Raw genomic sequence first — 24,766 nt, 5'->3', positions numbered from 1 at the left:
TCCGAATTACACCGGATGCAATCCTCCACGAACAAAATTGCACGCGTGTGATGCTCGCTTGGGCTCGCGCCTTCGGCAAAGTGTGGGTGTGTTAGGGCAGATACCCAGGGCGGCACGCGCTTTGCGCGTTTGCCCGGGGCTGGTTTAGGTCGGGCGTTCAGCCCTTTCTATTGGGGCTGGCGAGTGTTTTGGCTGACGAGCTATTTGCCGTCCTGGATTTTGAGCCAGTCGGCAAAAAGGCGGATCCATTCGTCGGAGGGGAGGTTTTGTTTTCTCATGCCGAAACCGTGGCCGCCCATGGAGTAGAGGTGGAGTTCGGCGGATTTTTTTGCGGAGGTCCAGTCCTGGTAAAGGGTGACGCTTTGCGGGGCGAGGTTGAAGGGGTCGTCGGTGGCACCCAGGATGAACATGGGGGGAGCGTCGGCGGGCACGCCGTGATCCTTGATGGCCCAGCTGTAGGCGGGGTAGATGGGGGCGACGAAATTGGGGCGAGTTTCGGCGGTGTAGTTATAGGCGACGGAGGTGGCCACGGTGCCGCCAGCGGAGAAACCGATGATGCCGATGTGGTCAGGTTTGAGGCCGTAATCTTTGGCATGCGTGCGGAGGTAGCCGATGGCGGTTTTTCCGTCTTCCAGCGCGAGCTTGACGGTGGGGGCGACGACGGTATCGAGATTGCCCTGGCTGAGCATTTCGCGGGTGGGGTCATCAGTTTTGCAATGGACGAGGCGATATTTTAGAACAAAACAGGTGAAACCTTTTTTGGTCAACCAGCGAGCGACATCGAAACCTTCACTGTCAATCCCCAGTCCGAAGAATCCGCCGCCGGGGCAGATCACGATGCCGGTGCCATTGGTCGTGCCGGAGTCGGGGCGGAAGACGGTGAGAGTGGGATTGACCACGTTGAAAACGACGCGGGCTTGCCAGAGGTTGGTCAGGCTTACCTGTTCGGTGTGTTTCCATTCTTCGGAGCCGGGAGCGGGTCCTTTGTAGAGGCGGATGATTTCTTCCTCAGCGTGAAGGCTGAGGCAAGTGAGTAAAAGAAAAAGAGCTGTTAATTTTCTCATAAAGGTTTTGGTTGGGAGTGCGGGATCAAAGCAAGTTTGCTGGAAATAAGGCTTAGCTCAAGTAAAGATTTCAACGTATGATAAGCGTTTGATGATAATATACCGAATGCCAAAATTAATTTCCGAAATGGGAGAAAGAACCGGAATGAAAGCAGGCAATAAGCTTGATGAAAGTGGAGATTGAAAAGTCATGGACCTGAAGGACGAGGAAAATTCATTAGTCATTGGGAACAGGGTTCTTTTGATTTGAGGCGGCGTTGTCGGCCTTGCTTCAAACCAAAATCTCTCCTGCCATTCAGAAATTTCTTTCGGCATTCGGTATAAAAGATGAGAGAACGGGAACTTGTCAGGAGTTACATAATTCCGTAGCCTTAAGGCTTAATTAAGAATCTAATATTGCCCAATTTAAAATTTCTATGAGCGTTCTGATTGTTGGTTCGACGGCCCTGGATTCCATCAAGACTCCGAAGGCGGAAAATCCGCGGCTGTTGGGTGGCTCGGCGAGTCATGCGGCGGTGGCGGCGAGTTTTTTTGCGCCCACGAAGCTCGTAGGGGTTGTGGGAGAAGATTTTCCGAAGAAGTATATCCAGCTTTACAAGAAGCATAAGATCCACCTGGAAGGGTTGCAGATTCTTCCCGGAAAGACTTTCCATTGGTCGGGCGAGTACGAAGTGAACATGAACAATCGTCGCACGCTCGAGACTGAACTGGGTGTGTTCGAGACGTTCAACCCGAGGTTGCCGGTCGCGTATCAAAAATCAGACTTTGTCCTGCTGGCAAATATCGCGCCTTCGTTGCAACACCATGTTTTGACGCAGATGAAGAAGCCCAAGTTCGTGGTGGCTGATACGATGGATTTGTGGCTGAACATTGCATTGCCAGACTTGTTGAAACTGCTGAAGCGGGTGGATGGGTTTGTGCTGAATGACAGTGAAGCGCGCCAACTTACGCAGGAAGATAACATTATGGCGGCGTTGAAGAAGATACACAAACTGGGGCCGAAATATGTGATCATCAAGAAAGGCGAGCATGGGGCGATCCTTTCAACGAAAGCCGGCTTGTTTGTGTCACCGGCTTATCCGCTGCATCGCGTCGTGGACCCAACAGGCGCTGGTGATTCGTTCGTGGGCGGGATGATGGGCTATCTTTCCACGGCGAAAGGTTCGGTTGATAACAATATTCGCAGGGCAATGATTTACGGCAGTGTGGTGGCTTCGTTCTGTTGCGAAGGATTCGGGCTGAACTTTACCACGAAAATTACACGGCCTGCGATTGAAGCGCGCGTGAAGGAATTGGAAAGGCTGACCAGGTTTTAAAAGCGTCCGATTGCTAACAAACGATCGATTTTTGGATTAAATCTGAAAATCGATCGTTTTCTTTTCACGATCGGCTTTTTTTATCACTTTCACGTTGACCTCTTCCTGGAGCACGAGTGAGTTGGGAGAAACGCTCTGCATGAGGAAAACGTTGGCGCCGATGGTGCTGCCGGCGCCGATTACCGTTTCGCCGCCGACAATGGTGGCATTGGCATAAATGGTGACGCGGTCTTCGATGGTGGGATGGCGTTTCAGTCCGTGTAATTGCTGACCACCAGCAAGGGAACGCGCAACCAGGCCAACACCTTGATACATTTTTACGTGATCACCAATTTCAGCAGTTTCGCCGACGACCGCACCAGTTCCGTGGTCGACAAAGAAGTGTGAGCCGATTTTGGCTCCGGGGTGCAAGTCGATTCCGGTGCGCCCGTGTGCCCACTCCGTCATGATGCGAGGAATCAGAGCGACATCCTTTTTGTAGAGCTCATGTGCCAATCGTTGGACGGCGATGCTTTCGACAAAAGGGTAGGCGACAATGATTTCTTCCCGGCTAAGAGCAGCGGGGTCGCCGTTGTAGGCGGCTTCGGTATCGGTTTGCAACAACTCGCGTATGTGCGGAAGTTTGCCTAAAAACTCCATGGTCAACGCATGCGCGGTAGGCCGCAAGTCCTTCTTGTGCAGGTTTTCAGGCGGGCGATATTCGAGGCTTTTATAAATCTCATCCTCCAAATGTTCCAAAACAGTATCCATCAGCAGGGCGGTCTCCACCTTGATTTCGGAGGAATGGATCGGCTTTTCATCGAAAAAACCCGGGAACAAAAGGCGCAGCAGATCGACAGTAATGGAGCAAACGGCCCGCTTGGATGGCAGGTTCTTGCCATCCAGATGATTGATGCCACCATGCCGGGCATAGGAAGCGACCAATTGATCGGTTAATTGTGTAACCGTGATTTGCACAGAGGGAGTATTCAGCAGCCAGCGAAGAAAGGCAAGCTAACGGGCAGCACGTAAAACAGCTTCGACCGTGCTCGCAACCGGGATCGAAGTCATGCAACGAAAGTCGATGGGGCATTGGCGCAGGAAACAGGGGGAGCAGGGGGCTTGAACCCGAAGGATTTGGTGTGAGAAATCGCCAGGAAGTCCAGGGCCGGTGAGTTCCGGCGAAGTGCTGCCAAAAGGAACTATGACGCGGGTGCCAAGTGCCGCCGCTACATGCATGGGGCCGGAATCGTTGGTGAGCAGGACACGGCAAAGTTTCAGGGCGGCGCACAGTTCTCCCAGTGAGGTCTTTCCAGCCAGGTTAAAGACATGGGGAAATTTCCCGGTTTCCTCAACTCCAAACAGCTTCTCATTTGCGCGATAAATATTGGTGGTGATGCGAAGGGAGAGTTCAAGGTCTGCGTGCACACCGAAGATCAGCCACCGACATCTGGTGCGACGTTGGATTTCAATTGCGGCTTCGGTGAATCGCTCTTCCGGCCAGCGTTTGGCTGGTCCATATTCCGCGCCGGCATTCAACCCGAACCAAAGCGCCGGTTCCCCTGGTTTGGAAGAAAGGTTAAATTTGGCGGTCAGTTTTGCGACATTCTCAGTGGGAACGACAATCTTTGGAGCTACAGGCTCTGGTTGGGCACCGATGGCGGTTGTGAGGTGAAGATATTGATAAATATGGTGTGCTGTCCGAGGGTAGCTTGTGGGGCTGGAATTATTCGTCCTGATCAACTCTTGCACCTCAATTTCCGAGCGTTTATGCATGGCCAGTTCATCCGGGCGCGATTGCACTGGTTGAGTGAGAAGCCAGTCACGCCAAGGGCGGGCGTAACCGACCCTTTTTTTGACGCCTCCAAACCACAGTTCCAAGGCTGAACGCGGTGAATTTGGGAAAATGAGCCCGAGATCATAATTTTGCCTTCGCAAACGCCAGCCAATCTTCAGCGGACCGGCCTTCGAACCAAACGTGCGAATTTCGTTAATTGAGGGATGATTTTGATAGAGATCTTTCAGTTTGGCATGAGTGAGCAGCGTGATATGTGCGTGTGGCCGGGATTCACGGAGGCGCTGCAGGGCAGGAGTGGTCATGACAGCATCACCAAGCCAGTTGACGCCTCTAACCAGGATGCGTTCAGTATGCGCGGAGGGCATTTAATGGTCCCGGAATTTAAGCAGCGTCTTCACCTTCCATCTCCGGCTCCGGTTCCGGTTTGGATTGGGCCGGCTTCTGAGGAGCTGGCTTCCACCGATTATGAACCCAAAACCAATTGGCTGGATCACGACGAACGGCCTCTTCCAGAGCGGAGTTGACGTCACGCATAATGGCTTCGACAGTGCGGGATTCCCCAAACTCGCGAGTGGGAATTTCATCGCTCACTTCGATGCGCCAATATCCGGGGCGCGTCCGGAAACAGATGGAGACATGCAAAGGCATGTTGTAGCGCATGGCGAAGACAGCCGGGGCCTTGGTCGTGGAGCAATCCCGTCCCAGGAACGGGAGCCGCATGCCACTGTTACCCGCGTGCTGATCGGAGAGCAAGCCTAACAAAAGATGCTTTTTACGAGTTGCCTCGCGCAAGGCTGCACCATCCATGCGGCGCTCAAAAAACAAGCAACCAGTCTGTTCGCGCAGTGAGAGCACCAGTTTGTTGATGGCAGGATTACGGATGGCGCGATAAGTGGTTGCACCCTGATACCAGGGCAGGATGTGCACTGCGTGGGCAAATAACTCGAAGTTCCCAAAATGCCCGATGGCAAAAACCCGGCTGGTGGGCGTTTCCGTTTCGGTTTTGGGTAGAAGTTTTTTGACGCCCACGACCTGCATATGTTCCTTCAGTTGGTCGAACGTCATGGCCGCTGTTTTGATGGCGCAAGACCAGTTTTCGCCAATGCGACGGAAATTCTCCTTCGCGATGGCCTTGACTTCAGTGGCCGGCTTTTCTGGAAAGGAGAGGGAAATGTTTTTGATAGCGACGCGGCGATGCCGGGCATCGAGGTAATAAAACAAGCCTCCTCCAGCACGCCCGGTGTGGGCCACCCAGGTGATGGGGAGTGCCTGGAGAAAGCCGATCAACCCGCGGGCAATGTAATAAAGCAAAAAGTTCATGGTCGCCTAGCGGAAGCAGATCTTGCGGACGCAGTCCTGAAAATCTTTCGCCCCGCTCAATATTTTGATTTCCACCCGCACAAAATAAATGGGCAGGTCGCGCCGATCAATCTTGGGAAATCGCACGGCATCCTTCTGAGTCGTGATAATCAATTCCGCCTGACGCTTCTTGCTCCGATTAATCGCATTAAGCACTTCCTGTTGCGAAAAACGGTGGTGATCCGCAAAACGCTTGGAATACACCAGGTTTCCGCCCAAGGCGGTGAGACTGTGCTCGAAACTCTCTGGTTGAGCAATACCACTAAAGGAGGCGACTTTACGATCCTTGATTAATTCCAGGCCGCAACGTTGGCCGGTAAATACGTCCTCAAAATAGAGCGGATGATGAATGCATTCGATAATTCCCGCGGTCGGGTTTAACTCAGCGATGCGTTTTCTGAGTTCCTCCGTTTTGCCGTCGCTTTTAGTAATGAAAATGGTGGTGGCGCGGGCAAGATGCGAAGGGGGTTCACGCAAGGTGCCGCGCGGGAGCAGGCGTTCATTGCCAAAAGGCTGCTGGCGATCAATTAAAACGATGTCCTGTCGGCGGCCACGAAGCTTCCAATATTGAAATCCATCGTCGAGGAGAAGTGTGTCGCAGCCGAACTTCTCAATCGCATAGCGACCGCTTTTCACGCGGTCCTTGTCAACCAGCACAACGACATCCTTGAGATTCGAGGCCAGCATGTAAGGTTCATCGCCGGCAGCTTCAGAATCCAGGAGCAGGGATTTACCATCAGAAACAACTCGAGGAGGAGTACTATCTTCCTGAAAGAGAAGCTTGTTTACAAGACGTTTACGAAACGGAGGAGGTTTGGAGCGATAGCCTCGTGATAAGATGGCAACCGTTCGACCTTGATCTTTGAGTTCCCGGGCAAATTTCTCCACCACGGGTGTTTTGCCGGTACCACCCACCGTAAGGTTACCGATCGCGATTACTTGTACCCCGAGGGTGGAATCGCGCATAATGCGAACGTTATAGAGGAAACGCCGGGTTTTAACAGCGACTTGGAAAATTTTGGAAAGCGAGTACAAAATGGCGCGGACGAGCCCCGCCACGTAACCGCGGCGTTGCTCAAAAATCACGTCTAAAAGGAACGTTTCAATGGATTCCGTCCACGCACGGATAGATTCACGCATGCAAGCATAGTCTGCCAAGGTGTGGCAAAGAGGGCAAGCGGAAGGCTGAGAAAGAAACATTTCATCGATTTAATCGATATACGTTCAATTATTTTTAATTAAAATTGACGAATTGTGATTTGACTAAGTGAGCAAAAGCGCGGAAAGTGGCACGAAAGCCGGGTATGAATTGGTGTTAGGCTTCCGGGTGGAAATCTGTCGGTTCTTTGCGGCTTCTTTTGATTAGCAGAATTATGTCTATATTTTTCTTTTGGATGTCCGCAAGTTTTGTAATCGGCATCTTTTTCGCATCCCTCTTTGAGTGGGTGCTTCACAAGTATATCATGCATCGGCCGGTGGGCAAATTTGATTATGCCTTCCAAGCTCATGCCGTGGTTCACCACCAAATTTTCAAGGCCGACCATACTTATCATTTGATTGATGAAAAGGACAAGCACACGATCCCCATGGCATGGTGGAACGGCCCGGTGTTGATTGCAGTTGGAATGCTTCCTTTCGTGCTGGCTTCATGGCTGCTTGGACATTGGGCCATTGCCTGCGGCGCGGCCCTGGCTTGCGCCAGCTATTACGGCGCTTATGAGTACATCCACTGGTGCATGCACCTGCCAAGGAAGCGCAATATCGAACGCTCCGGCATCTTCTTCCGCCTAAACGGCCATCATCTTTTGCATCATCGTTATATGCACAAGAATTTTAATGTAGTGCTCCCTCTGGCTGATTTGATTTTGGGAACCCTGCTGCTGCGCTCCAAAGTGCATTTCAAACAGGCAGAAGGTCCTTCGGTGCCGAATGTGCAGCCGAAGAATGCGAAGACCCGGTTGCCCAAGTTTGCCGTGGCAGAGTAATTGTTGATTTAACGAATAAAAATCCTGCCCTCGTCGGAGTTCCGGCGAGGGCTTTTTCTTTATTGATACGCAAAAAAAATTTGCGTTTGCCGGAATTTTGGTAACACTGCGCGCATGAGCAAGAGTGTATCACGTAAATTTGCTGCGTATCCCCGCCTCAATCCGTTGGGCGTGGGCAAAAATATTTCCGCTGCGGACCTGATCGATCAAACCTTTCTGGCGTACAACGGGGGACGCATTCGCGAAGCGGCACAACTTTTGACCGAGAAGATGCTGCCGAAGGATGGATTCATTGGCATGAGCCTGACCGGCGCCTTGACGCCGGCGGGACTGGGCAAGTCCTGCCTCATTCCATTCATGAAGGCGGGTTTTGTGGATTGGATTATTTCGACCGGGGCCAATCTTTACCATGATCTTCACTACGGCCTCAACATGAAGCTCTACGCCGGTTCACCCTTTTTGAACGACATAGAACTGCACAAGGACGGCGTCATCCGTATTTACGATGTGCTGTTCGACTATAATGTGCTGCTCGATACCGACGCGTTTGTTCGGGAAGTAATCAAAGGGCCGGAGTTCCAACGCACGATGGGCACCGATGAGTTTCATTATCTGTTGGGCAAATACGTTTCCGAGCGCGGCAAAAAGCTGGGGCTGAAGGATAGCTCCGTGCTGGCCACGGCTTATGAATGTGGCATTCCAATTTTCACGAGCAGCCCGGGCGATAGTTCGATCGGCATGAATGTGGCCGCGATGGCGCTGCGTGATTCCAAATTGCTGATGGATGTGAATCGTGATGTGAATCAGACGGCTGCGATTGTGTATGAAGCCAAGTCGAGCGGACACAAGTCATCCGTGTTCATTCTCGGTGGCGGGTCACCTAAGAATTTCATGCTGCAAACCGAGCCACAGATTCAGGAAGTAATGGGCATCCAGGAAAAGGGCCATGATTATTTCCTTCAATGCACCGATGCGCGTCCGGACACCGGTGGGTTGAGCGGTGCCACGCCGGCTGAAGCAGTAAGCTGGGGCAAAGTGGACCCGAACACCTTGCCTGACTGCGTCGTTGCCTACGTGGATTCCACCATTTCGCTGCCGCTGCTGACCGCGTATTGCCTGAGCCGGGTCAAGCCGCGAAAGCTCAAACGTCTTTACAACCGCCGCGATGAATTGCTTGATACCATCAAGGGCCTTTACCTTAAGACCGGCACGGTGACCAAGATCAAGACCAGTCGCAAGGTTGCCAAGCGCTCCAGCGGTATTGGCTTGAATAAGAATATCGATCGCGACCGTTAAGCAGTGGTGCAATAATAGTCGCAGGTTAAGCCCGGGCTTTGGCTCGGGCTTTTCCGTTCAAGCCAGGATGGATTTTACCACTTCACCGTGAACATCGGTCAGGCGGTAGTAACGGCCTTGGAATTTGTAAGTGAGTTTTTCGTGGTCGATGCCGAGTTGGTGAAGGATGGTGGCCTGGAGGTCGTGGACGTGAACCGGGTTTTCCGTCACACTATAACCGTAATCATCCGTGGTGCCATAGCTGAAGCCGGGTTTCACGCCGCCACCGGCCATCCAGGCAGTGAAACATCGCGGGTGATGGTCGCGACCATAATCCGTGGGAGTCAGCTTGCCTTGTGAATAGTTGGTGCGGCCGAACTCACCGCCCCAGACCACGAGCGTGTCTTCGAGCAAACCACGCTGCTTCAGGTCGGTGATAAGCGCGTAACAGGCTTGATCGACATCTTTGCATTGACGTCGGATGCCGGCGGGCAGGCCACCATGGTGATCCCAGCCGGGATGATAGAGCTGAATAAATCGCACATCGCGTTCGGCGAGGCGACGGGCAAGGATGCAGTTCGCGGCGAAGGTTCCGGGATTTTTTGATTCAGTCCCGTAGAGTTCAAACGTGCTGGCTGGTTCCCTGGAAATATCCATTACATCGGGAACGGATGTTTGCATGCGGTAAGCCAGTTCATATTGAGCCACGCGCGAGTTGATCTCCGGATCACCGAGATCCTGAAACTGGAGCGCGTGCAATTCGCCGAGTTTGTCGAGCATCTTGCGACGGCTTTGGCCCGAAATGCCGTCAGGATTGGCCAGATAAAGAACCGGGTCCTTGCCTGATCGGAACTGCACGCCTTGATGGGTGCTGGGTAGAAAACCGTTGCCCCAAAGACGCGCATACAAGGGTTGATCGATGCGGTCTTTGGAAATGAGAACGGTGAATGCAGGCAGGTTTTGGTTGGTACTGCCGAGTCCGTAGCTGAGCCAGGCGCCCATCGATGGGCGTCCGGGAAGTTGTGAACCAGTCTGGAAAAATGTGATGGCGGGGTCGTGATTGATGGCTTCCGTGTGCAACGATTTGATGAAACAAAGTTCGTCTGCGAGTTTGGCAGTCCAAGGCATCAGCTCGCTGACCCAGGCACCGCTCTGGCCATGTTGAGCAAAATTGAAGATGGAACCGGCGAGCGGCAGGGTGGATTGATTTCCAGACATGCCGGTGAGCCGTTGGCCCATGCGTACGCTGGCTGGCAGATCCTCACCGTTTCGCTTATTGAGCAGCGGCTTGTAATCGAACAAATCCAATTGTGATGGTCCGCCACTCATGAACAGATAGATGATGCGTTTCGCTTTCGGTGCGAAATGCGGCACATCCAGAATGCCTTTCAAAGAATGATCCGGAGCGGACGCACTGGCGAAGGTATCCTTACGCAGCAAGCCGAACAAGGCGGCACCGCCGAGACCGAGGGCGAATTTGCTGAAGAAGTCGCGGCGATTCATCTGAAAGTTGACGTGCGAGCAATTCATATCATCTACGCATTACGGCTTCGTCGTGGTTCAATATGGCCTCGGCGAGAACTGTGCCAGCGGCCAGATCCGCCGGGTTTAGGGTGGGATCGTTTTTCACTTCGCCGATAACCAACAACTTCTCCGTTGCCTGTTTATCGTTGGCAAACAACTCGCGTTGCTCCTGATAAAGTTCTTTCAGCAATTTAACTTCCCTAGCTGTGGGGCGGCGGTCCGTAAGCAGGCGGAAGGTCCAGGAGACCTGGCTTTCCAGGTTCGTGCCGCCTTCCTTGAGCATGCGCTGGCTGATGTGTCTGGCGGCTTCGATGATTTGGGTATCATTCAGCAGGGCCAAGGCTTGCAAGGGTGTGCTGGTGCTTTGACGACGCACGGTGCAGGTGTTTTTTTCACTGGCATCGAACGCAATCATGGCGGGGTTGGGCACTGTGCGTTTCCAAAAGGTGTAAAGGCTGCGACGGTGTAGGTCATCACCATGGCCTTGATCGTAGTGCGGAGCGCCCATTGCTTTTTCCTCCCAGAGACCTTCGGGCTGATAGGGTTTCACACTTGGGCCGCCTATTTTTTCGACGAGCAGACCACTGGTGGCGAGTGCCTGGTCACGCAGCATCTCGGCCGTGAGGCGACGGGATGGGCCGCGGGCCAAAAGTTCGTTGGCAGGATCGCGGGCGAGCAGTTCGGAATTGGCTTGCGAGGATTGTCGGTAAGTAGCGGACAGAGCGATCAGTTTGAGAAGATGTTTCATGTCCCATCCGCTTTCCCTGAAGTCGCAGGCCAGCCAATCAAGCAGTTCCGGATGTGTGGGAAACGAACCTTGACGGCCAAAGTTGTCACTCGTTTCCACCAGTCCACGACCAAACATCATCTGCCAGGCGCGGTTTACGGTGACGCGGGTGGTTAAAGGGTTTTCGGGTGAGAGAAGCCAGTGCGCGAGGCCGAGACGATTGCGGGGTTCGTCGGCGTGAAGGGGTGGCAGTGCGGCGGGAGTGTTGGCCGAGACTTGATCGCCATGGGCATCGTAAGATCCTCGCTTGAGGATATACGCAGGCTTGGGTTGCGGCAGTTCCCGCATGACCATTATTTCCGGGATGGGATTGATCAGGCTGTTTTGCTCCTGGCGTAATTGATGTAATTGATCGTTCAGTTTAAAGCCGGGCCGGTAAATGGTGGCGCAGTAGAAGGTAAACAAATTGTCGCGTTGGACCGAGGTTAGTTGTGAGTTTGTGGTATTCCAGGTATTTGAAAAACTATTCTGACCGCCGAGCAATGAAACCTCCATTGGAGTCAGGGCGCGGTTGAAAAGTTTAAATTCATCCACGCGCCCGCCTTTGAAACCGTTATCTCGAAAGCGGTAGCCAATGGCGAGGTCAGGTTCGCCATTTTCGTAAGTGATATCCTTGAACAATCCATCCCGGATGACTTCGAGGGGCGTTGGCTCGCCATCGATGTAAATCTGCACTCCATTGGCGTGGCTCGAGCCGTCGTACGTCATCGCGATGTGCACCCATTCGTTGGTTGGAATGGCATTGCTGGTTGTGACCTTGAGTGAATTGCCAGGCCACATGTGGTGCAGACCAACCGCCACGCGGCCATTCTCGAGTAAAAGTTCATAACCACGACTGCCCGCATCAATCGGGGCTTTGCTGTGATGAAGAATGACAGCACGCGGGGCGAGCGTGGATGTTTGCAACCAGAGGCTGATCGAGAATGGATCTGTGCGGCTGAACTTTCCAAGATCAGGGAAGGTAAAACCGTTTTCACCACTTAATTCAGCGCACTGTCCTAACTTTCCGGAGACGAGTTTCGGGTTTTCCACCGGGTTGCCGGGCTTGGAGGGATCGGCAGCATTCGCAATTTTATTGGAAACAATTTCATCGAAAGAAAAAGAGGCAATCAAACCTGGGATTTCCAGTTTGTTGGTTTTGGTATTGAGCCATTCATCGAAGGCATCAAGCGCGGTATCGCGAACAGCCACCAGTTGCTGTTCCTTTTTGGTGATCTCAGTGTTGAGCCTGGCCAGCTTTGTATCGGTCGCGTCGTCCGAGAGCAACAAGGTTGGCACCGGCATTGAGTCGGTGAAGTAGCTAGTCTGGCCTGACTCATCGATATTTTGAAAGAAGGAGAAGAGAGAGTAATAATCTTTTTGTGTGATGGGGTCGAATTTATGATCATGGCAGCGGGAGCATTCGAAGGTGAGGCCAAGGAACGCAGTGCCCATGGTGTTCACGCGATCGACAACGTAGGCAACACGGTATTCCTCTTCAACGATGCCACCTTCCTCATTCTGGCAATGAAGACGATTGAAGGCAGTGGCGAGGCGTTGTTCCTTGGTGGCATTAGGCACCAGATCGCCGGCGAGTTGCCAGAGAACGAACTTATCGAAGGAGAGATTTTGGTTGAACGCCTTGATCACCCAATCGCGATAAGGCCACATCGCGCGGTACCGGTCCATTTGATATCCATGTGTGTCGGCAAAGCGTGCGATATCCAGCCAGTCGGTGGCCATGCGCTCACCGTAACGAGGTGAAGCGAGCAGGCGGTCGACCACTTTCTCGTACGCATTCGAAGATTTGTCGGCAAGGAAGCCATCCATCTCGGAGAGGGTGGGTGGCAGACCGGTGAGATCAAAAGTGATGCGGCGCAGGAGCGTTTCCTTGCGGGCTTCGGGTGAGGGTTTGAGATTTTCCTTTTGCAGACGGGCCAGGATGAAAGAGTCAATCTGGTTTTGTGCCCAGCGTGTGTTTTTGACCTTCGGAACCTCGGGACGTTGCGGTGGTTCGAAGGACCAATGCCTGCTCCAGACGGCTCCTTGATCAATCCAGCGTCTGAGCAGGTCAATTTGTTGAGCAGTCAATTTGCGATTCGATTTAGGCGGCGGCATGAGGTCGTCAACGTCGGTGGTGGTGATGCGACGGATGAGTTCGCTTTTCGAGCTTTTGCCAGGAGCGATGACCGCCTTGCCGTCCTTGACGCGGAATGCGCCGTCTTTGGTATCGAAGCGGAGTTTGGCTTTGCGTGCTCCTTCGTCCGGACCGTGGCACTGGTAACAATTGTCGGAAAGGATGGGGAGGACATCGCGACTGAAGTTAACCTGCCCGGAGGGGGACGCTGCCAATGTTATCCCGTTGGGGACAATTTCCAGAATCAACCAGAGTGCAAATAATGTTTGAAGGCGTACAGCCATACAACACGGTTCAAAAGCTTTGGCAGTCAATGTGCCTTTGAGACGCATCGAGCACCAGACTAAGTTTTGCGAAAATGGCTGCGGCCGGTCAGGCGATCAACTCGCGGACGACACGGGAGGCCTCAACACCGGTAAGGCGTTGGTCGAGGCCTTGATAGCGGAACGTGAAGCGTTCGTGATCCATGCCGAGTAACTGGAGGGCGGTGGCATGAAAATCGTGAATGTGGACTGGATCCTTGACGATGTTGTAGGAGAAATCATCCGTTTCGCCGTAAATGGTTCCGCCTTTCGATCCACCGCCAGCCATCCACATGGTGAAGCAGCGGGGATGGTGATCGCGTCCGTAATTGTCCTTGGAGAGGCCGCCTTGAGAGTAAATTGTCCGGCCAAACTCGCCGCCCCAAATCACCAGGGTATCGTCCAGCATGCCGCGTTGTTTGAGATCTTGAATCAAGCCGTAACAGGGTTGGTCGACGTCTTTGCACTGCATGGGCAGGCGACCGGAGACGTTCGCATGCGTGTCCCAATTGTTGTGATAAATCTGAACGAAGCGGACGCCGCGTTCCACCATGCGACGGGCGAGCAGGGCGGTATTGGCAAAGGTTCCGGGCTTCTTCGCTTCATTACCGTAGAGTTGATAAACGGACTCGGGCTCGCCGGACATGTCGGTCAGTTCGGGGACGCTCGCCTGCATGCGGAAGGCGAGTTCGTACTGATTAATACGGGTATGGGTTTCAGGATCGCCCACATCATGATAATTCATTTCATTCAGCGCCTTCAATCCATCAAGCATGCTGCGACGCACCTTGGCATCAACTCCATTGGGATTATTGATGTAAAGGATGGGATCACCTGCAGAACGGAAGGAAACGCCGGCGTGTTGTCCGGGCAAATAACCCGAGGACCAGAGACGACCCGAGATTGCCTGGACTTGCTCGGTATTGGTCGGCTTGGCCACGAGCACAACGAAAGTGGGCAGGGAAGAATTCATGGAACCGAGTCCGTAAGAAACCCATGAACCGAGGCAGGGGCGGCCCGTGATTTGGTTGCCGGTCTGCATGTAGCAAATGGCCGGTTCATGGTTGATGGCCTCGGTGTGCATGGAGCGAATGAAGCACATATCGTCAACCATCTTGGAAGTCCAGGGAAGCAGTTCGCTGACCCACATGCCTGATTTGCCGTGCTGCTGAAACTTATATTTGGATGGGGCGATAGGGAAGCGGGCCTGGCCGGACGTCATTGTGGTCAAGCGCTGTCCCATACGAATCGATTCCGGCAAATCCTTGTCGTAATATTCGCCCATGGCCGGTTTGTAATCGTAGAGATCCATCTGCGGTGGTCCGCCTACCATGTGCAGATAAATCACCCGTTTAGCCCTGGGCGCGAAGTGTGGGCCAATTGGTTGGTTCTTCGCATGTGACAAAGAGGCAACCTTTTCGGCACCCTTCGCCAATCCGGGAGCCAACATTCCAAGAGCGGCGGCACCCATCAAACTGGCGCCGCGCCGGAAGAATTGACGGCGCGTTTCATAGCGGACGTAATCTTTGAAAATTGGATGGGGATTAAATTCAGGAAACATAAGCTTATTTATTCAGGACTTCATCCAGGTTCATCAGTTGGTTGGCCACCATGGTGTAAGCCGCGAGGGTGGGGCGATCCAGAGAAGGGTCTGGCTTGGATTCGCCCACTGAAACCAAGGCCTCCGCGGCTTTGGGAGTGGACTGGTAGTGAGCAAGCAGGCCTTTATAGCCGGAACTGACGATTTTTAATTCCGCCGGTTTAAGCGGTCGTGCGAGAAGCCGTTGGGCAATAAAATCAATGCGAACTTCATCCCTGGCGCCGCAATCCTTGAGTGCATGTTGGGCCAGATTGCGAGCAGCTTCGATAAATTGCGGGTCGTCCATGGTTACCAAAGCTTGTAGGGGAGTGTCTGTTCGTTCGCGGCGCACGGTGCAGGTTTCGCGGCTGGGAGCGTTAAAGATTTCCATGGAGGCAGGTGGTGCGGCGCGCTTCCAGAAAGTATAGAGGCTGCGACGATAAAGAGCCTCGCCAGAGTCGCGTTTGTAATCGCGGGTATTGCTGCCGATCATGGCCACGGCTTCCCATACGCCATCCGGTTGATAGGGCTTCACGCTGGGGCCGCCGATCTTCGGGATAAGCAGGCCACTGGCTGAGAGAGCGTAGTCACGGACCATTTCCCCATCCATGCGGAAGCGGGGGCCGCGCGAGAGCAGGCGATTATCAGGATCCTTGGAAAGCTTTTCCGGAGTAACCGTAGCTGCCTGCCGATAGGAGGAGGACATTACCATCAGCTTATACATATGTTTCATGTCCCAGCCAGATTCGCGAAATTCAACTGCCAGCCAGTCAAGCAAAGCCTGGTTGGAAGGAAGTTCGCCGGTGATGCCGAAATCTCCCGTGGTGCGGACGATGCCCACACCAAAAAGTTCCTGCCAGAATCGGTTCACGTTCACCCGGGCAGTGAGGGGATGTTCCGGGAGCAGCAGCCATTTGGCAAAGCCGAGGCGGTTACGGGGGAAGTCGGCAGGCATGGCTGGCAATGCCTTGGGAGTGGTCGGTTCGACCTTGTCGCGACGCTTATCATATTCACCACGGAACAACACGAAAGCCTCGGGAGATTCAGGCTTTTCGTGCATGACGTGGGCAACGGTGGCGCGAGCCTTTATGTCAGCGCCTTGACGCTCCACCTCGGCAACTGACTTGGAGAGGTCCTGGTATGGCTGGTCAAAATCCTTGAGGTAACCGGTATAAAGTTCGTCCTTCTCCTTGTCGTTCTCCTTCTTTTTTAAGCGGGTAACCAGATAGGCCATACGGGTATCCGTGGCCAGCGACTTGACTTCGGTGGGTTTGAGCACGCGATTGTAGATACGCACGTCCTGGATGCCCGCCGTATCCAACGGAGAGGAAGTATTACGCTGGCCGATTTTGAACGGGACCTTCGTGCGAAGCGTGTTTTGGAGTTTGTCAGCCTGGACACCGACCGATTCCTGGAGTTCGCCGTCCATGTAGATTTTAACGCCGCTCGCCTTGGCGGAACCATCGTACGTGATGCAAACGTGAGTCCAGCGCTTGGCATCGATTGCTTTGTTCGCCACGACCTTCAAGGCATCTTCGGGCCATTTGCTCACAATGTGTGTGCCGGGCTTGCCGCCTTCGAGCCAGAGATCCCAGCCGCGGTAATCATGTTGATCATCCATGCGGGCGATGACAGCGCCATCACGGCCCTTGGCGAGATAAACCCAGGCACCGTAAGAGAAGGATTGGTCTTTGTCGAAATCACCAACGTCATCCAGCGCCGGGGTTGTTTTGGCATCGCTGGTATAGGCCTTGGCCGCAGTATAGCCGCCTTGCCAATGAGCGTTGGTGGCCAGAGTTACCGTGCGATTCTCGCCATTAACGGCGACCTGGATGGAGTTGGTTTTGTTATCGGCGAGAAGAGCGCGGAACTGGGGGACATCCTTGGGCAGGCGTTTGGAAAAGGCTTTGGCCGAAACATTGGTGAACCAGATATCGAAATCAGGGCGCGCGACTTTGCGGCGGTCGTCGAGTTTCGCTTTGGCGGCGTCGATGCGGGGAGAAAGGGATTCCCATTTGGCGCGATCTTGTTCCAAAGGAACCACCAGAATGGGAGGCGTGTTTTGGACATTTCCATCCATGGCCTTTTGGGTGGTGTTGTTGAAGAATGCGGAGAGCGAGTAAAACTCTTTTTGTGAGAGAGGATCAAATTTGTGATCGTGACAAACGGCGCAGCCAACGGTAAGGCCCAACCAGGTCTGCCCGGTGGCTTCGGTGCGATCGCGGGCGTAGAGCACATAATATTCGTCATCAATCGCGCCGCCTTCGTTCGTGGTCATGTTGCAACGATTGAAGCCGGTGGCAACATCGTCATCGAGATCATGCCCGGGCAGCAGATCACCGGCGAGTTGATCGATGGTAAATTTATCGAATGACAGGTTGCGGTTGAATGCTTTTATTATCCAATCACGATAAGACCAGATTTCACGGTAGTTGTCGAAATGGATGCCGTTGGAATCCGCATAACGAGCCGTATCAAGCCAATAGCGAGCCCGGTGTTCACCATATTGGGGAGATGCTAAAAGACGGTCGACAAGTTTTTCGTAAGCATTGGCTGAAGTGTCTTTCAAGAAAACCTCGACGTCCTCTGGTTTAGGCGGAAGACCAGTCAAATCAAGCGTCACACGGCGGGCCAGAGTGCGGCGATCCGCTTCGGAAGCGGGTTTAAGCCCTTCCTTTTCGAGGCGCGCCAGAAGGAATTGATCTATTGGATTATGAACCCAGCGGCGGTTTTTTACCTTGGGCAACTCAGGGCGGGTTGGTGCAAGGAAAGACCAGTGGGCCTGATATTTTGCACCGCCGGCAATCCAGAGCTTGAGAAGGTCTTTTTCTTTTGAGGAGAGAGTTTTGTGGGTTTTGGCCGGAGGCATGATGTCGTCCGGGTCAGAGGCCGTGATACGACGGACCAGTTCGCTTTTCTCAGGACTACCCGGGACGATGGCGAATTTGTTTTCTTTTCTGGGCGCTGTGGCTTCGTCGAGTTTATCGAGGCGCAAACCCGCCTTGCGTGAAGCGGAATCCGGACCGTGGCAACCGAAGCAGTTCTCCGAAAGGATGGGGCGAATGTCGCGGTTGTATTCAATCTTGTCGGGAGCAGGAGCTGCATTAACCTGCGAGGCCACAAGCGTGCCCAGGAGTGCTAGAAAAAGCTTTGTCGACAAAGGTGTCATAAAACCAAATTTGAAAACCGGGGTCATTATCCAATTATTAAACATCCTCAAAATAACTATTGCAACTCTGACGATTGAAAAAAGCATGTAATTCAACGAGTTCCAAATTTTTTCTTGAGTGAAATCTTATGCGGTAAGGTAAAAAGCTAAACACCAGTCAGTTATAAAATCCTTGTGGCGAAAGTTCTTGCTGGAATGGAAAAATGAGAGGTGCGATCAACTTACTCTCCGGTTCAAGATCAACTGGCCAATATCTCGGGTAATGAAAAGGCACTAATGACCCAAATGCAAAGGTGTGGAGTGAGTATAAACGAAGTGTAGATTTATAAGCACCGAAAGATTGACTGTCCAGCCTGGCAGTCATACAAAGAGGAAGCGTCTGTAAGAGCGGGGTTTCATCAAAGTTGGAAAAAATGAGTCCAGAAGTTTGTTTTCCTGGAGAAGGGTTCCGGAACGTTTAACACAAATAAGGATAATTATGGAAAAGTTCAGAAGAAGCTGGGAGTTGTTCAAGAGTTCACTTTACGTAATGCAGCAAAATAAGAAATTGCTGGTGTTTCCAATTCTTACCGCCACGTTCACCATCATCATCACGATGCTGTTTATTCTGCCCGTTGCCTTCCAGCCAACTGGCTATAGTTACACCTCTGGCGAACACTGGGGCAAGGTGGTGAACACCATCTATGATACCGGGAGTATGGCGCACAGCGGCAACCACTATGGGCGATATCAGGCCCTCAGCGGAGTAAAGCCATTGGGTGTGGCCTACTTTGCGGCGATGTATTTCGTTTCGATGTTCTGCGCCACCTTCTTCAATGTGGCCTTTTATTCCCAGATATTGAGTGCGCTGGGCGGCGGCTCTGTAACAGTCGGGGGAGGGTTGCGGTTTGCGTGCGGCAAATGGAAGCAAATTTTGATGTGGACTGCGTTCGCAGGATTGATCGGGTTTATCATAAAATCCCTGGAGCAGCGTTTTGGAATTGTGGGCCAGATTGTGATGAAGTTGGTGGGAGCAGCCTGGAGCATTGCTTGCGTGTTTGTGATTCCGGTGATTGTGACCGATGAAGAAGCGATCAATCCGGTGAAGGTCTTGAAAAAGTCGGCAGTGACTTTAACTCGGACCTGGGGAGAATCATTGATCGGCTACGTGGGGGTGAGTTTCGGCGGTTCCATCATCATGCTTATTTCGCTGGTCTGGCTGGCAGGCGGTATTTTTGCAGCCATTGCCCTGCATTCAGTGTTGCTGGGGGTGATGGTGGGTGTGAGTTGGTTGTTTTCAATTATTGTGCTGAGTTACATCATGAGCGTTGCCAGCCAAATTTTTCGTTGCGCCCTTTTCCTCTACGCCGCACACGGCGATCTGCCTCAGCCCTACACTTCCGAAATGATGGAGTTGGCATGGAAAGTCAAAAAAGGCTGACCGCTGGAATCGGGCGGCCTTGAAGAGGTCTGATTTATCGCAGGTGCACTGGTTGATGGTGATATGTCATCCCAACGGTGCACCTGTTATTCTTTGGCAACTTCGAGAGTAATGGAACGGCTCTGCGCACGGTTCCTGGATTGGTAGTATTCGTAGACTGTGCTGGGGCTGGTTTGAATACGAAGTGGGTACCGGGCACGCAACGAATAACTGAAGGTGAACGGAACTGAAGCTGACAGTTCACGCAAATAAAGAACGACCTGATTAGCCGTCGCTTCGAATTTTTCGATTTTGCCTGCTGCCAACAGTGATTGGAAGTCGGAGGAATCGACCTCAAAACCCGGTGGAATGCTGAGATCGATTATCGCCATGTTGATCAGGCTGCCGGAACTATTTTTAACGGTCGCGGTGCATTGCAGTTGATCGTTCACTGCCAGCGTGGTTCGGTCGTAATTCAGAACTATTTCCAAGGGCTGAGGATTGCCAGTTTCAGCCACTTTAGGAGGTATTGTTGAAGGAGAACTGGGGAGCCAGTAAACACCAGTCAGCTGGAAAGGCAATTCACCAGCAGGAACTTGATGCAGGTCGATCCTGTTTTCTCCGGAGCGCAAATATTTGGTGAGATCGATTTGTTGCATGACATCGCTGTTTTGTTTGTTCAGGTGAAAGGTATGGATGGGTTTTCCGTTGGACGAGAGAGTGACTGTAGAGTCAAATTCCTGGCCGAGAGAGGTGGTGCTTCCCTCGATCAAAGCGCGCATTGCAAGAATGGTTGCCTGGGTGGAACCCCACGTGCCGTTGCGAGTCTTATGAGCGGAGATCCACGTGAGCGCTTGCTTTACCGATTCGGGCCAGAGGCCGGCTTTCATCAGCGCCATGGCGCAAAGCGCAGAGGTTTCGACCTCAAGATCTGCGCCGCGAGAATAGCTGAGGCTTGTTCCAGCTGAAGTCCAATGAATGGATTTATTATTGTCCAGATGGGCAGTTTGCTTCAACTCAGCCGCGAGTTTGCGACCATACGAATCGGCGCGGTCATGAGCGAGAAAGGCATTCGCGACCAGGGCCTTCGCATAAACTGTGGAGAATTCATTCTCGTGGGACTGGAGATAGGCGAGGGCTTTTTCAAGATTTTGAGAATTATCTCCCGCTTCAGCCAGAGCCCAGGCAACGTAGGGCGTGACCGCATCGAACTTGCTCCATGAGTCCAACCCGGCTGAGCTGCTCCACGAACCATCGGTCATTTGTTGCGCTGAGAGCCATTTAACCGTGCGATCAATAAGAGCCTGATCGACTGGATGCACCCGGCTCATATCCTTAAATTCCAGGATGCCATAAGCGGTCAAGCCCACGTGTGCCGGAGTATGTCCGAACCACTCAAACCCACCGCCAGGGACTTCAAAACTAATCAATCGTTGATAACCCTCGTTGATGAACGATTTTGCCTTGAGTTCGGTTGCCGGAGTCAATCGGCCCATTCGTTTCAAATATTCGAGAACCAAAACATTGGGATAAGTTGTGGAGGAGGTTTGTTCAAAACAACCGTGAGGAGCCTCTAAAATTCCGTCCAGACCTTCCACAATTTCGCTGAACCGGGAGGGATAGAATTTAAGCCAAAGGCTTTGTGAGCCCGGAATGGCAGTTGCTGGCACATTGAATACACTGGTAAAGCCATCCTTCAAAAAGTCATTTTTGGTCAGCTCTATTTGATCGCCGGTGGGAAGGACTTTGATCTCACGTTCGATGGCATCGGACAGCTTTCGCCCTTTTGCCGTCACCCGGAGCGAGTGAGTTCCAACCCTGAGGGTTTTTAGTGAGAAATGCACGCTTTTCACTTCATTCGGCCCAAGGTGAAGGGTGGCCTCCGCTGATGGACTGTAGAACCAATCCGAGTGGGCAAGTTTGAGATGAATATCCTGAGATTCATTCAGGTAATTATAACATGTGACAGACATGGAGACCTCGTCGTTGAGCGACAGGGAAACGGGCAGATCCAAATCAACAAAGAAATCCTGAAAGACTGCAATGGGGAGTTCGGTGCCGCCCAGCTTGCCATGGTGGTCAACGGCGTCAATTGTGGTGCGCCAGGTGGTGATCGAATCGGCCAGTGGTATCTCCAGTGATGCCTTGCCCTGGTCATCCGTGATCAACTGAGGCTGCCAAAAAAGAGTTTCGGGAAAATCACGGCGGACGCGCGGAGCTGAATTGGCTCCGCCTGCATCCTTTCTATCCTCCTCCGCCATGCGGTTGGCGAGATCAATTTGTTTCAGATCATTGATAAGACTGATTCTTGAAGCTTTCTGTTTGGCTTTGGCGAGAGCCGGCATAAGCAATCCTGCCAGAATGGCAATGATGGCAAGGATGGCTACGACCATCAGGATCTCTCCCGAGTAGGCGGAACGGAGTACCAGAAACATCAGCAATAGGAATAGAGCGGCACCGGCGATTGTAAGGACGGCGCCTTTGAGGTTGTGGAAATACGCCTTGCGTTTGGATTCGACAATTCGGAGCTTGGAAGGGCCGGTGGCTTCACGCAGATCATAGTAGCCTACGCCATTTTCGATACGCTGTAGAATCCCTGCAAAGTATGGATCTTTGCGAAGTCGTTCGTAATCGGGAGTTCCGCGCATAGAGCGGACGTGATCCAGTACTTTGCGCGGCAGTTGGTCATTGCCAATCAGGTTCTCCATCGCTGGATTGGGAGGTTCCGATTCGAGCGAAGAAAAATAGGCTTGAGCCAGGGTTTGATTAGGGGCAGGGCCCAGAAGCAAAGGGCTTGGGTCTGAGAAAGACTTGAGCTGAAATCGCGGCTTAAGCAGGTCGCTTTCGGCATCAAGGAAATGCTGCAACAGTCCGGGATGATTTCCATGCAAAGCAAAGACACTCTCATCCACAGCACTGATGCCGAGAGCGCTGGGAGCGGGGCGTCCTTGAGCGTCAGTGACACTTAATTCAACTTTCGCAACTTCGCCCGGCCGATAAACAGGCTTTGAAGCAAGCGCCTGGATTTTGAGATTGGAGGTTGGATTGATGTAAATAATCCGGGAGAGCCCGAGATCATCGCCGTCATCCGTGATCAGGTAGGCATGAATTTTTAGAACGCCAACCAGGGAAGTTGGGAGAGGAAGCGAATACTGAGCTTGATGGTTTTTCAACACTACGGATTTAGTAAGAACCATTTGGCCGTCGCGAATCACATCGATGAAAACTGTATTGTTCTTGTTGGTTGAGAGGATAGTTAGGTTTGCGCTCTGGCCAGCGTCGTAGATTGCCTTGTCTGTACGCAACAGCAGCGGCGAGGTATCCGCCTTTACCTCTGGATAATAGTTGAGCCGGGCTTTTTTGCCTGTGTTATCGAGCGCTTGCAGTTCCAACAGGGGATTGATTTCTGCTGGGAAAAACTTAATAACACAAACCCCTTGGGCATCTGATTGGTAAGAGGCTCCGGCGAGGAAGACTTTACAAATGGCAGGCTGGCCATCGGGATATGTCGTGAGGACGTAGAGAAGGTTCTCAACGCCGGGAACCACTCTGCCACCATCAGGAACGACCGCGAGGTCGAGCTCGCTTTGGGTGACAGTCAGCGACGAGGCTGTTTGTTCCTGATGTCCGGCGGTGTCAGTGACCTCAACGTTCAAATCCAAAAAGGCTTGGAGATTATTTTGCGGCATACCGGCAAAAAAATCAGGTGCAACGAATTGGAAGGAGAAGTTGCCGGAGGAGTCGGTTGTGCCCGGGATCTCAAAAGCAGCGAATGATTTTTCCTGGAGACTTGTGACTTTCAATTTTACTGAAGCATTAGCGACGGGTTTGCCAAAAAAGTATTTAACCTGAATTTTCCCGGCCACATTGTAGCCGGGCAGATAATAGGTTTTATCCGTGGTGATGTTCACTTTGAATTTGGGCAGGACGTAACGCTTTACCTGAATCGAGCTTTCCGTGGTGGCGGTGCCGCTGATGGCACGGATGGTGTAGTTGCCGAGATTTAGCTCTGAGGCGAGAACAAAGTCGGCGGAGGCTATGCCGAAGCTCGAGACTTTATGGGTTTCCTTAAACACCTTGTTTCCTTTGGGATCACTTACTTCAAAGGTCACAGGTTCATTGGTGAATGGGGCTTGTGTGCGGGTGTTGGACACCAGACTGCGGAGACGAATGGTCTGACCGGGCTGATAAATCGGTTTGTCTGAGGAGAGGAGAATGCGGACAGCATGTTGGACTTCCATTTTTTCGATTAATTTATCCCGGCCCAACCGTGAGGAGACATCCACAGTCAATTGGTATGAACCGGGCGGGAGGTCGGGAATGTTTATATTGTCTCCCAGACTGCCATCCGCTCCGGTGTAAAAAGTGCCCAGATTTATGGTGGAATGAAATTTGGAGGAGAGATTAAGACCGACTTTGGCATTTTGAACGGGAGAACCTGTGGCCCGGTGGCGGACAAGAATTCGGAAGGCGGCTGGACTGGCACTGGCGAGTTTGGTTTGGCCGAGGAATACCGTTTCCTGCGGGTCGGGTTCGTGGACAGCAACGTAGATTGAATAAACAGTTACTGCCAAGATGGCTAGGATAAGGCCTTTAGCGAGAAGGCTACCGATGGGTTTTCGATTTGGAGCGCCGTGAGGGGACGAAGAATGTTTGGGATCGTTCTGAGAATGTTGATTCATAGCAATGACTCCTGATTGGTTGAATGCTGCAATCCTGCCTGCGTGTCATTAACTATCATTTACTATCATTTAATTGTATATGCAATAAAATAATTGCATATGATAGTAAATGGAGTATGAATGCACCCGGATTGGGAGCAAAAGCTATGGAAAAGACTGAAACAACAGGCAGGAAGTGGTACTCCATCAAGGAGGCTGCGGAGTATTTGGATGTAGGTGAACCAACCCTTTATCGTTGGATGCGCGACGGGAAAATTACGTATCGTAAAGTGGGTGATTCCACGCGGTTTTGGCAGGAAGACCTGGATGCAGTCATGGAGGTGTTCCACAGCGCGAAGGATGTAGACAGAGCGCGGGAGGTCTGTCCGATTTGCCGGCATGATGAGTTGGTTGAGGGGAAAGTGCAGAGCACGGGACTAAATTATTTTCGTC

The 24,766-nt window shown here is 52.4% G+C and carries 15 protein-coding genes; 5 read left to right on the top strand and 10 right to left on the bottom strand.

The window, feature by feature from the left end; translation table 11 throughout:
• Positions 1 to 200: 200 nt before the first annotated feature.
• On the bottom strand, positions 201 to 1,064 hold the full coding sequence (locus tag CFLAV_RS26505; protein WP_007417964.1) for an alpha/beta hydrolase: 864 nt from the start codon (positions 1,062 to 1,064) through the stop codon (positions 201 to 203).
• Positions 1,065 to 1,480: 416 nt separating this feature from the next.
• On the opposite strand from CFLAV_RS26505, the gene CFLAV_RS26500 reads away from it, so the two are divergent.
• A complete protein-coding gene (locus CFLAV_RS26500) occupies positions 1,481 to 2,380 on the top strand; it encodes a PfkB family carbohydrate kinase (RefSeq protein WP_007417963.1) in 900 nt (299 codons plus the stop codon).
• 36 nt (positions 2,381 to 2,416) lie between these two features.
• Here the strand turns inward: CFLAV_RS26500 and CFLAV_RS26495 are convergent, their stop codons facing one another.
• The 4 genes from CFLAV_RS26495 to lpxK are packed head-to-tail and all read right to left on the bottom strand — an operon-like array spanning position 2,417 to position 6,656.
• Entirely contained in the window at positions 2,417 to 3,337 is a 921-nt protein-coding gene (locus CFLAV_RS26495) for a serine O-acetyltransferase (protein ID WP_007417962.1), read from the bottom strand.
• A 36-nt stretch (positions 3,338 to 3,373) separates the two neighbouring features.
• A complete protein-coding gene (gene waaF, locus CFLAV_RS26490) occupies positions 3,374 to 4,522 on the bottom strand; it encodes a lipopolysaccharide heptosyltransferase II (protein WP_007417961.1) in 1,149 nt (382 codons plus the stop codon).
• A gap of 16 nt (positions 4,523 to 4,538) precedes the next feature.
• The gene (locus CFLAV_RS26485) at positions 4,539 to 5,477 is read right to left on the bottom strand and encodes a lysophospholipid acyltransferase family protein (protein ID WP_007417960.1); all 939 of its coding nucleotides are present in this window, start codon (positions 5,475 to 5,477) and stop codon (positions 4,539 to 4,541) included.
• A 6-nt stretch (positions 5,478 to 5,483) separates the two neighbouring features.
• Positions 5,484 to 6,656, bottom strand: coding sequence for a tetraacyldisaccharide 4'-kinase (lpxK, locus tag CFLAV_RS26480; RefSeq protein WP_007417959.1), 1,173 nt, complete (start codon positions 6,654 to 6,656; stop codon positions 5,484 to 5,486).
• Positions 6,657 to 6,889: 233 nt separating this feature from the next.
• Between lpxK and CFLAV_RS26475 the strand changes: the two genes are divergently transcribed.
• Both CFLAV_RS26475 and CFLAV_RS26470 read left to right on the top strand, forming a co-directional pair.
• Positions 6,890 to 7,501: a sterol desaturase family protein gene (locus CFLAV_RS26475; RefSeq protein WP_007417958.1), complete on the top strand. Its 612-nt coding sequence runs from the start codon at positions 6,890 to 6,892 to the stop codon at positions 7,499 to 7,501.
• Between the two features lie 114 nt (positions 7,502 to 7,615).
• Positions 7,616 to 8,797 carry a homospermidine biosynthesis protein gene (locus CFLAV_RS26470; RefSeq protein ID WP_007417957.1) on the top strand — a complete coding sequence of 394 codons (1,182 nt, stop codon included), beginning with the start codon at positions 7,616 to 7,618 and terminating at the stop codon, positions 8,795 to 8,797.
• 57 nt (positions 8,798 to 8,854) lie between these two features.
• Here the strand turns inward: CFLAV_RS26470 and CFLAV_RS26465 are convergent, their stop codons facing one another.
• From CFLAV_RS26465 to CFLAV_RS26450, 4 genes are all read right to left on the bottom strand, one after another.
• The gene (locus CFLAV_RS26465) at positions 8,855 to 10,306 is read right to left on the bottom strand and encodes a DUF1501 domain-containing protein (RefSeq protein WP_007417956.1); all 1,452 of its coding nucleotides are present in this window, start codon (positions 10,304 to 10,306) and stop codon (positions 8,855 to 8,857) included.
• Between the two features lies 1 nt (position 10,307).
• A complete protein-coding gene (locus CFLAV_RS26460; protein ID WP_202796962.1) occupies positions 10,308 to 13,487 on the bottom strand; it encodes a DUF1553 domain-containing protein in 3,180 nt (1,059 codons plus the stop codon).
• Between the two features lie 88 nt (positions 13,488 to 13,575).
• On the bottom strand, positions 13,576 to 15,066 hold the full coding sequence (locus CFLAV_RS26455; protein WP_007417954.1) for a DUF1501 domain-containing protein: 1,491 nt from the start codon (positions 15,064 to 15,066) through the stop codon (positions 13,576 to 13,578).
• Positions 15,067 to 15,070: 4 nt separating this feature from the next.
• Positions 15,071 to 18,253, bottom strand: a complete 3,183-nt coding sequence (locus CFLAV_RS26450) for a DUF1553 domain-containing protein (protein ID WP_040550316.1) — start codon at positions 18,251 to 18,253, stop codon at positions 15,071 to 15,073.
• 478 nt (positions 18,254 to 18,731) lie between these two features.
• Between CFLAV_RS26450 and CFLAV_RS26445 the strand changes: the two genes are divergently transcribed.
• A complete protein-coding gene (locus tag CFLAV_RS26445) occupies positions 18,732 to 19,673 on the top strand; it encodes a DUF6159 family protein (protein ID WP_007417952.1) in 942 nt (313 codons plus the stop codon).
• 86 nt (positions 19,674 to 19,759) lie between these two features.
• Here the strand turns inward: CFLAV_RS26445 and CFLAV_RS26440 are convergent, their stop codons facing one another.
• Entirely contained in the window at positions 19,760 to 24,334 is a 4,575-nt protein-coding gene (locus CFLAV_RS26440; protein WP_007417951.1) for an MG2 domain-containing protein, read from the bottom strand.
• A 146-nt stretch (positions 24,335 to 24,480) separates the two neighbouring features.
• Between CFLAV_RS26440 and CFLAV_RS26435 the strand changes: the two genes are divergently transcribed.
• Positions 24,481 to 24,766 (top strand): helix-turn-helix domain-containing protein (locus tag CFLAV_RS26435; RefSeq protein WP_160164665.1); only part of this gene is annotated, 286 nt, incomplete at its 3' end.

The organism is Pedosphaera parvula Ellin514 (assembly GCF_000172555.1).
Classification (GTDB): Bacteria; Verrucomicrobiota; Verrucomicrobiia; order Limisphaerales; family Pedosphaeraceae; genus Pedosphaera.
The sequence above is the reverse complement of the archived record's forward strand: the minus strand, read 5'-3'. Positions and strand labels throughout refer to the sequence as shown.

Coding starts and splice junctions, on each gene's coding strand:
- CFLAV_RS26505 (WP_007417964.1), bottom strand. CDS start 1,064: ATGAGAAAATTAACAGCTCTTTTTCTTTTACTCACTTGCCTCAGCCTT.
- CFLAV_RS26500 (WP_007417963.1), top strand. CDS start 1,481: ATGAGCGTTCTGATTGTTGGTTCGACGGCCCTGGATTCCATCAAGACT.
- waaF (WP_007417961.1), bottom strand. CDS start 4,522: ATGCCCTCCGCGCATACTGAACGCATCCTGGTTAGAGGCGTCAACTGG.
- CFLAV_RS26485 (WP_007417960.1), bottom strand. CDS start 5,477: ATGAACTTTTTGCTTTATTACATTGCCCGCGGGTTGATCGGCTTTCTC.
- lpxK (WP_007417959.1), bottom strand. CDS start 6,656: ATGCGTGAATCTATCCGTGCGTGGACGGAATCCATTGAAACGTTCCTT.
- CFLAV_RS26475 (WP_007417958.1), top strand. CDS start 6,890: ATGTCTATATTTTTCTTTTGGATGTCCGCAAGTTTTGTAATCGGCATC.
- CFLAV_RS26470 (WP_007417957.1), top strand. CDS start 7,616: ATGAGCAAGAGTGTATCACGTAAATTTGCTGCGTATCCCCGCCTCAAT.
- CFLAV_RS26465 (WP_007417956.1), bottom strand. CDS start 10,306: ATGAATTGCTCGCACGTCAACTTTCAGATGAATCGCCGCGACTTCTTC.
- CFLAV_RS26460 (WP_202796962.1), bottom strand. CDS start 13,487: ATGGCTGTACGCCTTCAAACATTATTTGCACTCTGGTTGATTCTGGAA.
- CFLAV_RS26455 (WP_007417954.1), bottom strand. CDS start 15,066: ATGTTTCCTGAATTTAATCCCCATCCAATTTTCAAAGATTACGTCCGC.
- CFLAV_RS26450 (WP_040550316.1), bottom strand. CDS start 18,253: ATGACACCTTTGTCGACAAAGCTTTTTCTAGCACTCCTGGGCACGCTT.
- CFLAV_RS26445 (WP_007417952.1), top strand. CDS start 18,732: ATGGAAAAGTTCAGAAGAAGCTGGGAGTTGTTCAAGAGTTCACTTTAC.
- CFLAV_RS26440 (WP_007417951.1), bottom strand. CDS start 24,334: ATGAATCAACATTCTCAGAACGATCCCAAACATTCTTCGTCCCCTCAC.